The sequence below is a fragment of the Pseudomonas sp. S3_C06 genome (genome assembly GCF_054667675.1).
The window spans coordinates 3,547,393-3,559,675 of sequence record NZ_CP162747.1 but is presented as its reverse complement, the minus strand read 5'-3'; the positions used below and the strand labels follow the sequence as shown (position 1 = coordinate 3,559,675).

The following is a 12,283-nucleotide window of genomic DNA, read 5'->3' as shown; positions in this document are numbered from 1 at the left end:
GGGCGAACTGCATTGTTTTTTTCTGGGAGTTTCGTAAATGGCAGTTGCCTCCGGCGCCTATAAGAAAGCCCTCGAGGGCGACCAGACACCGAAACAGGTGCTGGTCAAAATCGACCGGGTCACGAAGAAGTTCGACGAGACGATTGCCGTGGACGATGTGTCCCTGGAAATCAAGAAAGGCGAAATCTTCGCCCTGCTCGGCGGTTCGGGATCGGGCAAATCCACTCTGCTGCGGATGCTGGCAGGGTTCGAACGGCCCACGGAGGGGCGCATTTTCCTCGACGGCGTCGACATCACCGACATGCCGCCGTACGAACGTCCGATCAACATGATGTTCCAGTCGTACGCCTTGTTCCCGCACATGACCGTGGCGCAGAACATCGCCTTCGGCCTCAAGCAGGACAAGATCCCGGCGGCTGAAGTCGATGCCCGCGTAGCCGAGATGCTCAAGCTGGTGCAGATGAGCCAGTACGCCAAACGCAAGCCGCATCAACTGTCGGGCGGTCAGCGTCAGCGCGTGGCGCTGGCTCGTTCGCTGGCCAAGCGGCCGAAGCTGCTGCTGCTCGATGAGCCGATGGGCGCACTGGACAAGAAACTGCGTTCGCAGATGCAGCTGGAACTGGTGGAAATCATCGAGCGCGTCGGCGTGACCTGCGTAATGGTGACCCACGACCAGGAAGAGGCCATGACCATGGCCGAGCGCATCGCGATCATGCACCTGGGCTGGATCGCCCAGATCGGCAGCCCGATCGACATCTACGAAACCCCGACCAGCCGTCTGGTCTGCGAATTCATCGGCAACGTCAACATCTTCGAAGGCGAAGTGATCGATGACGCTGAAGGCCACGCGACCATCACCTGCAAGGACCTCGACCGGCAGATCTACGTCGGACACGGCATCAGCACTTCGGTACAGGACAAATCGGTCACGTACGCGATTCGTCCGGAGAAGCTGCTGGTCACCGCCGACCAACCGACCTGCGAATACAACTGGTCGAGCGGCAAAGTCCACGACATCGCCTACCTCGGCGGTCACTCGGTGTTCTACGTTGAACTGCCGAGCGGCAAACTGGTGCAGTCGTTCGTGGCCAACGCCGAGCGGCGTGGCGCGCGTCCGACCTGGGGCGATCAGGTTTACGTGTGGTGGGAAGATGACAGCGGCGTGGTACTTCGCTCATGAACATGCGCAAATTCAAACGCCGCATCAACCGAATAATCCCCAATGGCCGGCAGCTGGTCATCGGGGTCCCGTTCATCTGGCTGTTCCTGTTCTTCATGCTGCCGTTCTTCATCGTTCTGAAGATCAGCTTCGCCGAAGCCGACGTGGCCATTCCGCCGTACACCGAGATCTACACGTACGCCGAGCAGAAGCTGCAACTGCTGCTGAACCTGGGCAACTACGCGATGCTGGCGGGCGACGAGTTGTACATCGCCGCTTACCTCGGCTCGTTGAAGATGGCGCTGATCAGTACCATTCTTTGTCTGGTCATCGGCTACCCGATGGCCTACGCCATCGCCACCGCCCGTAAAGAGCTGCAAACGGTGCTGGTGCTGCTGATCATGATGCCGACGTGGACGGCGATCCTGATCCGCGTTTACGCGTGGATGGGCATCCTCAGCAACAACGGTTTGCTCAACGGGTTCCTGATGAGCATGGGCTTTATCGACGAGCCTTTGCAGATCCTCAACACCAACCTGGCGGTGTACATCGGCGTCGTTTACTCGTATCTGCCGTTCATGATCCTGCCGTTGTACGCCAACCTGGTGAAGCACGATCACAGTCTGCTGGAAGCGGCATCCGACCTCGGTTCGAGCACCTTCAACAGCTTCTGGAAAATCACCATTCCGCTGTCCAAGAACGGCATCATTGCCGGCTGCATGCTGGTATTCATCCCGGTGGTCGGCGAGTTCGTGATCCCGGAACTGCTTGGCGGTCCGGAAACCCTGATGATCGGTAAAGTGCTCTGGCAAGAGTTCTTCAACAACCGTGACTGGCCGGTGGCATCCGCGCTGGCAGTGGTGATGCTGGCGATCCTGATTGTGCCGATCATTCTGTTCAACCGCAGTCAGGCCAAAGAAATGGAGGGCAAAGAATGAAGCGCATCCGTTTCTCCAGCCTGATGCTGGTCATCGGTCTGTTGTTCATCTACCTGCCGATGCTGATCCTGGTGATCTACTCGTTCAACGCCTCGAAACTGGTGACGGTGTGGGGCGGCTGGTCGATCAAGTGGTACGTCGGCCTGCTCGACAACACTCAGCTGATGGGCTCGGTGCTGCGCTCGCTGGAAATCGCCTGCTACACCGCGGTTGCCGCGGTGGCGCTGGGGACGCTGGCGGCGTTCGTGCTGACGCGCATCACCCGCTTTAAGGGCCGTACGCTGTTCGGCGGTCTGGTGACGGCGCCGCTGGTGATGCCGGAAGTGATCACCGGTCTGTCGCTGTTGCTGCTGTTCGTGGCCATGGCGCAGATGATCGGCTGGCCGCAGGAGCGTGGCATCGTCACCATCTGGATCGCCCACACTACGTTCTGTGCGGCGTATGTGGCGGTGGTGGTGTCGGCGCGCCTGCGTGAGCTGGACCTGTCGATCGAAGAAGCGGCGATGGACCTCGGTGCTCGGCCGTGGAAGGTGTTCTTCCTGATCACCATTCCGATGATCGCGCCATCGCTGGCGGCGGGCGGCATGATGTCGTTCGCGCTGTCGCTGGATGACCTGGTACTGGCGAGCTTTGTCTCGGGTCCTGGTTCGACGACCCTGCCGATGGAAGTGTTCTCGGCAGTGCGTCTGGGTGTGAAGCCTGAGATCAACGCCGTGGCGAGCCTGATTCTGCTGGCCGTGTCGATCGTGACCTTCATGGTCTGGTTCTTCAGCCGCCGTGCCGAAGAAGCGCGCAAGAAAGCCATCCAGCAAGCCATCGAAGAAAGCGCAGCCGATTCGTGGAAGCAGCCGGACGTGCGCCGGGCGCCAAGCCCGGAGGCTGCGTAAGCGCTAATGGCTTGGCCTCATTCTCGAGGCCAACCCAAATCCCAATGTGGGAGCGAGCCTGCTCGCGAAGACGGAGTATCAGTCGACTCAAATATTGGCTGATACACCGCTTTCGCGAGCAGGCTCGCTCCCACAGTTCGTTTCAGGCAGTCCAGGGTGATTGGCGGATGACTTCGACAAAGTTCATCGGCTTGAACCCCGGCTGCTTGTCCTTCAGCACATCGGTCTTCACATTGCCAAACGTGGTCTGCGGACGATGGCGCAAGCCATCGGCGAACGCGCAGATGATGCATTCCTTGAAACCCTCTCCACGCGGGTGCGCATGCACCACCGCCTCACGCTGCACGGTGCTGAACGCCGCGTAATCCATGCCCAGCACATCCATTTCCACACCTGCCGTTACCAGCGCCACGGTCGGGCGCAGATGCTTGGGCACGCCCGGTGTGGTGTGCAAGGCAATCGACAGCCACACCTGTTCGATATCGTCATCGCTCACCCCGTACGGTTTGAGAAACGCTGCCGCCGCATTCGCGCCATCCACTTCGAAACGTTCATCTGCGCTGCGATGACCTTCGACCAGGCCGAGGTCATGGAACATCGCGCCGACGTAGAGCAACTCCGGATCGTAGGCCAGTTGCTGACGCTCACCGCTCAAGGCGCCGAACAAAAAGACCCGACGCGAGTGGTGGTAGAGCAAGTCGGACTCGATGTCGCGGATGTACTCGGTGGTGGCTCGGGCGAGGGTGCTGTCGGGGATTTTGATGCCGGCAATGGTGGTGCTCATAACGATTTCCTCGTCGAAAACGCCGTCGTGGCGCTGATGGGAAAAGTCTGTGCCCGAGGCAGAAACCGGACAATCGATCCATGGCTGCGATCCTTGCCAATCCACCTGCAAATCGTGCCAAGCTAAAAGATCGTCCGATCGCGGCCCGAGCCTGCGGCAGCTCCTACAGAAGCCCGCATTCCCCTGTAGGAGCTGCCGCAGGCTGCGATCTTTTGCTCTTAAAGGGGGAATCCACAGCCATGAACAAAACCGTCGCCATCGTCGTGTTTCCCGGCGTGCAATCGCTGGACGTCAGCGGCCCGATGGATGTGTTCGCCGAGGCCAATCGCTTCCTGCCGCCCGAGGATCACTATCGGCTCGAAGTGATCGGCGTCGAACACGGCCCGATGGCCTGTTCCAACGGTTTGAACCTGAATGCCCATCGGTATTTCAGCGAAGCGCTGGATGCCTACGACCTGCTGCTGGTCGCCGGTGGGCCGCACCTGCCGTTCATGGATTTTGGCGCGACGTTCGACGAGTGGCTGCGCGAGGCGTGTGCTCGGGCGCAGCGCTTCGGTTCGATCTGCAACGGCGCGTTCATGCTGGCGCGCGCCGGAATGCTGGAAGGGCGCACCGTCACCACGCACTGGAACGATGCCGAGGCGTTGGCCCGGTTGTGCCCGACCACACAGGTCGAGGCGGATCGTCTGTACGTCGAGGACGGCACGCTCTACACCTCGGCTGGGGTGACGGCGGGGATTGATCTGTCGTTGTACCTGCTGGCGCGTGATCACGGTGCTGAAGTGGCGCTGAGCGTGGCCAAGCGTCTGGTGGTGTTCACCCAGCGTTCCGGTGGGCAGTCACAGTTCAGTCCGTTCCTCACGCCGCACGCGGAACCGACGTCGGCGGTGGCGATGGTGCAGTTGTATGTATTGGCCAATCTGACTGGTGATCTGACGATCGCCGATCTGGCCAATGCGGCGAACATGAGTGCGCGTAATTTCTCCAGAGTGTTTGCCCGGGAAGCCAAAGTCACGCCGGCGGAGTTTGTCGAGCGGGCGCGGGTGGATGCGGCGCGGGTGATGCTGGAGAGCACGGCGGCGCCGTTGAAGACGGTGGCGTATCAGTGCGGGTTTCGTGACGCGCAACATATGCGCGTGGTGTTTAACCGGCGGTTGGGGGTGACACCGCAGCAGTTTCGGCTGAATTTTGCGGTGATGGTTTGACCCTCACCCCAGCCCTCTCCCAGAGGGAGAGGGGGGCCGATTGGGGGATATTGAGGAGATACGCCGACGTGATGTTGCTGTACCGAATCCATAATCGACTCGATCGCTCAGGTCGGTGCATAGCGAAAGACACCTCGGTCAGTCCCCTCTCCCCCCGGGAGAGGGCTAGGGTGAGGGGCTTTTAAGGTGCCCGCGCTGGCAACAACTTCAAGGTACTGCGCGTATTCGCCGTCACCTCTTCGTCGTTGAAATGCGCCTGCACATACATCCCGTCGACATACGCCTCAGCCTGATCGTCATAGTGACTGTCAAACGGCACACCACTCTGCCCGACCGGGTTGATCGTCAACCCATGCGCCGGATCAGCAAAATCCACCAGCCGACGTGTCGACGGCCCGTAAGTTACCGGCCACGGCGCCGGGCCGATCTTCGCCGACAGATTGTTCGGCACTTCATGACTGCCCGGCGCCGCAAACGGCCCGACATTGAAAATCCGATCCAGTGGCTTCTGCTGTCCCAACGGATGGCCGTGAGTCAGCGTGTGCGCCGCGCCCCATTTCCACTCGGCAGAGTGATCGCCCAGGGTCAGCTTCAAGTGCTGCATGCTCGCCTGCCACGCCGCGCGCACGACATCGGCGCGGGTCTCCTTGTTCGGCGTGCTGCGGTTATCCCACCACGGCGAATCGGCATTCGCCGCCAGTTTCGGCAACGCCGCATCAATCACTCGCGTCGACAGCAATGTCTCGAAGAAATCATTGCCCAACTCATCCCGCATTGCCGCATCGGCCAGGTCGTAGAGGAACTGGTTGAACACCGTCGCACTGACCGAATCCAGCGGATAGTCGCCAGACCACTGCGCCAGTTGTTCGACCAGTTTCAGTTGCGCCGGATCGCTCACTACCTCACGCAGCACCGGCAGCAACGGTGCCAGCACGCGCGGGCCGTAACCGGTTGCAGTACCCAATTGCAGTTTCTGATTAGCTTCGTTGGTCCACTTCACGTTCTTGTCGCTGAGCTGGCGATTGAGTTGCTGCCCACGGTCGGCAAGGTTGTAGTAACCGGGAATCTCCATGCCGGTCGGCGACAGCGGCTGGAAGTTGGCCGAGACAATGTAGCCGCGCGCCGGGTTCTCTTCCTGCGGGTTGGCGCTGAACGGGTAGAAACCCTCCTTGTCGGCCTGATTGCTGCTGCCGTCGAGAATGAATTCCGGCCGCACCCCGGCCGGGCGCTTGGGCAGCAATGCCGAGGCCCACCAGGCGATATCACCCTTGGCGTTGGCGTAAACCAGGTTCAGCCCCGGCGCCTGCACTTTCGCGGCAGCGGCGCGGGCCTTGGCCAACGTGTCGGCGCGGTTGAGCTGATAAAAACCTTCGAGAATCGGGTTCGGCGTTTCAAGGAACGCCCACCACATCGCAATCGGCGTCTTGCCGGCAGCGGTGCCGAGCGCATCGTTGACGATCGGGCCGTGGGGCGATTGACGCAGGGTGAGGGTTACCGGTGTCTGGCCTTTCACATTGATCTGCTGTTGGGTGACAACCATGTCGGTCCACTGGCCGCGATACCAGACCTGATTGGGGTTATCCGGGTTGACCTTCTCGGCGATCAGGTCCAGATCGTCGTTCTGGAACATGGTCAGGCTCCAGCCGAAATCGAGGTTGTGGCCGAGGAAGGCGAAAGGCACTAGCGCCTGATGATGGCCGTACAACTCGAAGCCCGGCGCCGACAATTGCGCTTCGTACCACACCGACGGCACCGAGAAGCGAATATGCGGGTCACCGGCCAGCAGCGGTTTGCCGCTCTGGCTGCGGCTGCCGGCAATCACCCAGGCGTTGCTGCCTTCGAACTGCGGCAGGCCATTGTCGATCAGCGCCTGTTCGCTGAGGCGGGCGAGGGCGTTGAGGTCTTTCCAGTCGCCAGCGGCAAGTGCCGGCGCTTGCTTGGCGTGACCGTTGACCAGCACCCCTTTGGGCTGCCAGTCGAGGTCGAAAACCTTGAGATAATCGGCGCCGAGCTGATCGCGCACGTAGGTCAGCAGCGGTTCGGTGCGAAACGCCGCCGCAAAGCTATAGGCCATGTAGCCGGCGACGCTGATGCTGTCTTCTGCTGTGAACGGCCGTTTGGGGATGCCCAGCACGTCAAACTCGATCGGTGCAGCGTGGCTGTCCTGATATTGGTTGATGCCATCCAGATAGGCTTGCAGGCCCTTCCACGCCGGCGACTGTTTATCGAGACTGGCGACGTAACTGGCGGCGCGCTCACGGATGCGCAGGCTGCGAAACAGTTTGTCGGTGTCGAGCAGTTTCGGCCCGAGCACTTCGGCCAGTTCGCCACGGGCGAGGCGGCGCATGGCTTCCATCTGGAACAGGCGATCCTGGGCATGCACATAGCCAAGGGCACGGTAGAGGTCGGTTTCGTTCTCGGCGCGAATGTGCGGTACACCGCGTTCGTCGTAGCGCACGGTCACCGAACCTTGCAGGTTGCGCAGTTCGACCTGGCCCTGGCGCGTTGGTTGTTTGCTGTAGACATACCAGCCGACGCCGGCGAGCAGAACAACGATGAGCAAGCCAAGTACGGTGAACACGCGCTTCATGGTGACTCCTTGTGCATACGGGATTGCCGCCCGTCGGGCTGCAAACAATTAGCACAGACCTTCTGTGCCGTGCAGCGCTGTCCTTGAAAAGTCCGGAATGCCTTACTGCTTCTCCACAGACCACGGGCAGTAACAACCGACCGCCAGCGTGTGCGTGGCATTGACCGGGCGATCTTCTGTCAGGGCATTCAAAATCGGTTCGATAAAACTGTTGCTGGAGTTGCAGGTCAGGCCTTCGCTGTACGGTCCGAAATACGCCAGTTTGCCGCTACGGTCCCAGATCGCCACGGCCGGGCTGGCGGGCACCTGTTCGGAACCGGGCAATATCGTGATGGTTTTCAGGCTGCTGAGGGTCGCGGGCAGTTGACCGTGGCTGCCAGCCTTTTGCACGGCGAAGAACTCCACGCCTTTGGCGCCGAACTGTTCGACCATCTCGGTCAGGTGCTGTTGATTGCCGACATTGCACGGGCAGGCCGGGTCCCAGAAATGCACCAGGCGGATCTTGCCGGGGCCGGCGAGATTGTCCGGCAGACGCAGCGGATCACCGGAAAACACCGCCGTGTGTTCGCTGAAAGCACGCAGATAACGCCCCTGAAACCAGTCGTACGCCGCCCACAGCACCCCGGCGCAAATCAGCGCGAGCAGGCTGGCAAACAGTGCGGTGCGGTAGGGCGAACGCATGGTTTTCGTTCCAGAAGAGGTGGGCTAGCTTGCCATGCTTGCTCCGACAGATGAATATCGCAGGCCGATAAAGTCTGTTTACCGCTTTGGAATTCCCGCATGCCTGCCACTTTCGACCCCGATCAGATCCGCGCCAGCCTCAAGCCTTTGGCCGAGTGGCAGCCGTTGTCGGACGAGGCCAAGGCCTATCAGCGTTTCTACCAAACCGACTTTCCCGAGCGGGATGTCTGGCGTGGCATGGGCCGTTTCGAGGTCGATGGCTATGAAGTGGTCAGCCATTGCTGGTGGCCGGAGAAGGTCAAGGCGACGCTGTTTCTGCTGCACGGCTACTACGATCACACCGGGCTGTATCGGCATGTGATCGAGTGGGCGCTGGATCAGGATTTTGCGGTGATCGCCTGCGACTTGCCGGGCCATGGCTTGTCGAGCGGGCCGCGCGCGAGCATTCGCGATTTCTCCGAGTACCAGGATGTCCTGCAAGCGTTGTTCGCCGAGGCGCAGTCGATCGCGTTGCCGCAGCCGTGGCATTTGTGCGGGCAGAGCACCGGCGGGGCGATTGTGGTCGATCATCTGCTCAATCACGGCGAAAACAGCCCGGCGCAGGGCCAGGTGATTTTGATGGCGCCGCTGGTGCGGCCGCGGGCGTGGGGCTGGTCGCAGCTGAGCTATTACTTGCTCAGGCCTTTTGTCAGAGGGGTCACGCGGCGCTTCAGCGAGAATTCCAACGATCCGGATTTCCTGCCGTTTCTGCAGGCTGATCCGTTGCAGCCGCGACGTTTGCCGACGAAGTGGGTCGGGGCGTTGTCGCGTTGGATCATTCGCGTCGAGCACGCGAAAAAAAGTCCGCGGCGGCCATTGATCATTCAGGGGCAGGCGGACATGACGGTCGACTGGCAGCACAATCTGCAGGTGATGAAGTGGAAGTTCGACCGACCGCAGATCTTGCTGCTGGCCGAGGCGCGGCATCATCTGGCGAATGAGACGGTGGAGATGCGTGAGGAGTATTTCGAATTCTTGAGCAAGCGGATCAGGGGCCGGAATCTGTAGCGCTTGTGAGGGCCCCTTCGCGAGCAGGCTCACTCCTACATTTGGAATGCGTACCCCTGTAGGAGTGAGCCTGCTCGCGATAGCGGTCTAAGAGGCGACGAAGATCATTGCCCGACCGCAAGCCCTGCGCGAATTGCCGCCAGCGCGGCCTGGTAATACGCCTTGCCCTCAGCCGACTCGGCAAACGTCGCGAACTCTTCCAGCTCTTCATCCGACAGATCGCGATAGACATAGAGCAGCGTGTTGTTCATGTCCGCGCCAATCTGATCCATCAAGCGCTGGCGCTGACCATTGAGCATGCCTTGCGCCTGACCGCCACCGAGCAGCCCCGGAATCATCGAACTCAGGCTGTCCGCCGCCACGCCGGCAATCGCCAGACTCACTTCGGCGCCAGCTTCACGCGCTGGCAGCGCCTGAGCGAGGTGGCCAATGATCAGCAGACGGCTGTCGCTGGCCTGCATCTTTGGCAAACCCTTGGCATTTTTCGCCAATTGATCGCGGCGCGTCGCGAGCAATTCGGCGGCGACGATTTTCTTGCCCAGCGGCGATTGAAAGAAGGTCAGCGCCGGTTTTGGATCAGCGAGCTTCTGCCGCAGTTGCGCTTCGGCACGTTGATCCACAGCCTGCGGGGCAAAGCGCTGATTGCTGTTGTTCACCAGCGCCTGAAATACGGCGGGCGGCAGGCTGTTCTGATAGCGCTGCTGTGCGGCCGTCAGGGCGTCGTTGAAATGCGCACGTTGATCTGGCCAGCCGGCGACCTTGTACAACTGATCGTGGCCGTCCGCCCAGGCGGGCAAAACGCAGAACATCAACAGTGAAAAAAGCAAACGGCGCATAGGGACTCCTGTCAGCAGCGGACTATTCTCCGTGCGGTGCCGGTACTTGTCGAGAATTCGTAGCAAGCCGCCGCGTGGCTCTGTCGGATTTCTTGCCGCCGACATACTATGCGCGCCATGCAAATATCCTCTGAACACCCACTGCTGTTACGCATTGTCGATGACCTGGCCGAACACGGCTGGTCGCAGCAGAACATTTTCCTGCCCGCCGGTTTGACCCGCGAGCTGGCGGCCGAGTGCCGTAAACGTGAGGCCGAAGGCGAGTTGGCCCCGGCGGCGGTGGGGCGTGGGCCTTTTCGGAGATCCGCGAGGGGATTCGTGGCGACCACATCCAGTGGATCGATCCCGGTCAGGCCGAGGCCAGCGACCGTTATCTGAACCTGATGGAGAGCCTGCGCGAGGCACTCAACCGTGGCTTGTTCCTCGGCCTTGAAGACTTTGAATGCCATTTCGCGTTGTATCCGCCGGGTGCGTTTTATCGCAAGCACGTCGACCGTTTTCGCGACGATGACAAGCGCATGGTTTCGGTGGTGGTCTATCTCAATGACGCCTGGCTGCCGGAGGATGGCGGTCAGTTGCGCATGTACCTGAACGATCAGCGCGTGCACGACGTTCAGCCTACGGGCGGGTGTCTGGTGGTGTTTCTCTCCGGCGAAGTGCCGCATGAAGTGTTGCCGGCGAACCGCGAGCGCTTGTCGCTGACCGGTTGGTTTCGCCGCCGTGGCAACGAGCCGTTCTGAGATGGACAGGATTCTGGTCAGTCGTTGCCTGCTGGGGCATCGCGTACGTTATGACGGCGGTGCGGGCGGGCCGTTTGATCTGCTGGAGCAGTGGATTGCCGAAGGGCGGGTGGTGCCGTTGTGTCCGGAGGTCGCGGGAGGATTGCCGACGCCGCGGGCAGCAGCGGAGATTCCGGGCGGGCAGGGTGGTGAGGTGCTCGATGGTGTTGCGGCGGTGATCACCACTGAGGGTGAGGATGTCAGTGCGCAGTTTCTGGATGGCGCGCGGCAGGCGCTCGAACTGGTGCAGAAATATGGCATCCGCGTGGCGGTGCTTAAGGCCAACAGTCCTTCTTGCGGGAATCTGCTGACTTACGACGGGACATTCAGTGGCGTGAAGGTGAGTGGCGAAGGGGTGACGGCCGCGTTACTCAAGCGCCATGGTGTGCAGGTCTTCAGCGAACTTGAACTGCCGCAGGTCGCGCTGGCCCTGGCTGCTTTGGACTGATCCTGAATCGTTGCCCTCACCCCAGCCCTCTCCCGGAGGGAGAGGGGGCCGACCGAGGTGTCTGGCGTCTTGCATCGACCTGGAAGACCTTATCGACTATGGATTCGACACAGCCATGACCGATCGATTATGGATTCGACAATGCCATGACCGATCGATTATGGATTCGACAAAGCCATGACCAGTCGATTTCGGATTCGGTACATCCATTTCAGGTCGGCGTATCTCTGAAGCATCCCCCAATCAGTCCCCTCTCCCTCGGGGAGAGGGCTAGGGTGAGGGGCTTTTAAGGCTTCAACCACTTCTCGGTCAGCGCCGCCAAACGCCCATCCGCCTTGATCCGCTGCATCGCGCTCGCAAGACTGGCCTGAAACGCCGGATTACCCTTCTGAAACGGAATCGCCAGATCCACTGGCTCCGCCGCTTTCGGCTTCTCTTCAGTCAATGCCTGCACCAGCACCATCGGCCTTGGCTGCTCATCCTTCTTCGCCAGCAACTGCGAATCGACCTTGCCGTAAGGCTCGCTGAAGTCGAAACGATCCTTGAGTTCGGGTGTCAGTGCTATGTGGTTGAGCGCAACGTCGTACTTGCCGCTTTCAACGCCCTGGAGCAGGTCGGCCTCGTCGGTGACGATGAAATCGGCGCGTACATCCAGCTCCCGGGCGAGCAGTTGCCCAAGCTCGACCTCGAACCCCGTGAGTGTGTCGCCTTCCTTGAAATTGAAGGGCGGTGTATTAGCCTCAAGGGCAATGCGCAGCTCGCCACGGTCGTTGACGTCATCAATCAGTTCGGCATGAGCCAAAGGGCTCAAAAGGGGTAGCAGGCAGATCAGGCCAGGCAGAAAACGCATGGTCACTCCTTTGAAATCATTATCGCGACGCTCTGATTCAGGCTCGCTTTGCTATGGTTGTCGAGTGCCTTCGACAACG

General features: G+C 60.7%; 11 protein-coding genes and 1 pseudogene. 7 read left to right on the top strand and 5 right to left on the bottom strand.

Going from position 1 to position 12,283, the window contains the following annotated elements:
- The first annotated feature begins 37 nt into the window (after positions 1-37).
- From AB4N44_RS15845 to AB4N44_RS15835, 3 genes are read left to right on the top strand one after another with little or no spacing between them, the layout of a single operon-like run.
- Positions 38-1,180 (top strand): ABC transporter ATP-binding protein, encoded by a 1,143-nt coding sequence (locus AB4N44_RS15845; protein WP_007913856.1) that lies wholly within the window; start codon positions 38-40, stop codon positions 1,178-1,180.
- 35 nt (positions 1,181-1,215) lie between these two features.
- Entirely contained in the window at positions 1,216-2,097 is an 882-nt protein-coding gene (locus AB4N44_RS15840) for an ABC transporter permease subunit (RefSeq protein ID WP_174245145.1), read from the top strand.
- The gene (locus tag AB4N44_RS15835; RefSeq protein WP_007913861.1) at positions 2,094-2,984 is read left to right on the top strand and encodes an ABC transporter permease subunit; all 891 of its coding nucleotides are present in this window, start codon (positions 2,094-2,096) and stop codon (positions 2,982-2,984) included. The genes AB4N44_RS15840 and AB4N44_RS15835 overlap by 4 nt, the downstream gene beginning before the upstream one ends.
- A gap of 142 nt (positions 2,985-3,126) precedes the next feature.
- On the opposite strand, the gene AB4N44_RS15830 is transcribed toward AB4N44_RS15835, so the two are convergent.
- Positions 3,127-3,768, bottom strand: coding sequence for an HD domain-containing protein (locus AB4N44_RS15830; protein ID WP_460108486.1), 642 nt, complete (start codon positions 3,766-3,768; stop codon positions 3,127-3,129).
- Positions 3,769-4,007: 239 nt separating this feature from the next.
- On the opposite strand from AB4N44_RS15830, the gene AB4N44_RS15825 reads away from it, so the two are divergent.
- On the top strand, positions 4,008-4,973 hold the full coding sequence (locus AB4N44_RS15825) for a GlxA family transcriptional regulator (protein WP_460108487.1): 966 nt from the start codon (positions 4,008-4,010) through the stop codon (positions 4,971-4,973).
- A 181-nt stretch (positions 4,974-5,154) separates the two neighbouring features.
- Here the strand turns inward: AB4N44_RS15825 and AB4N44_RS15820 are convergent, their stop codons facing one another.
- Entirely contained in the window at positions 5,155-7,563 is a 2,409-nt protein-coding gene (locus AB4N44_RS15820; protein WP_460108488.1) for a penicillin acylase family protein, read from the bottom strand.
- A gap of 102 nt (positions 7,564-7,665) precedes the next feature.
- Entirely contained in the window at positions 7,666-8,244 is a 579-nt protein-coding gene (locus AB4N44_RS15815) for a DUF6436 domain-containing protein (protein ID WP_127930158.1), read from the bottom strand.
- Between the two features lie 99 nt (positions 8,245-8,343).
- Here AB4N44_RS15815 and bipL point away from each other — a divergent pair, with 99 nt between their 5' ends.
- Positions 8,344-9,291 carry a phospholipase BipL gene (bipL, locus tag AB4N44_RS15810; protein ID WP_150749789.1) on the top strand — a complete coding sequence of 316 codons (948 nt, stop codon included), beginning with the start codon at positions 8,344-8,346 and terminating at the stop codon, positions 9,289-9,291.
- Between the two features lie 104 nt (positions 9,292-9,395).
- Here the strand turns inward: bipL and AB4N44_RS15805 are convergent, their stop codons facing one another.
- Positions 9,396-10,127 (bottom strand): DUF2059 domain-containing protein, encoded by a 732-nt coding sequence (locus AB4N44_RS15805; RefSeq protein ID WP_122604472.1) that lies wholly within the window; start codon positions 10,125-10,127, stop codon positions 9,396-9,398.
- Positions 10,128-10,235: 108 nt separating this feature from the next.
- Here AB4N44_RS15805 and AB4N44_RS15800 point away from each other — a divergent pair.
- Together AB4N44_RS15800 and AB4N44_RS15795 are read left to right on the top strand one after the other, a co-directional pair.
- A pseudogene (locus tag AB4N44_RS15800) lies at positions 10,236-10,867 on the top strand (2OG-Fe(II) oxygenase).
- Position 10,868: 1 nt separating this feature from the next.
- On the top strand, positions 10,869-11,354 hold the full coding sequence (locus AB4N44_RS15795; RefSeq protein WP_460108491.1) for a 2-thiouracil desulfurase family protein: 486 nt from the start codon (positions 10,869-10,871) through the stop codon (positions 11,352-11,354).
- A gap of 286 nt (positions 11,355-11,640) precedes the next feature.
- Here AB4N44_RS15795 and AB4N44_RS15790 read toward each other — a convergent pair whose 3' ends face one another.
- Positions 11,641-12,204: a transporter substrate-binding domain-containing protein gene (locus AB4N44_RS15790; protein WP_160042259.1), complete on the bottom strand. Its 564-nt coding sequence runs from the start codon at positions 12,202-12,204 to the stop codon at positions 11,641-11,643.
- Positions 12,205-12,283: the final 79 nt, after the last annotated feature.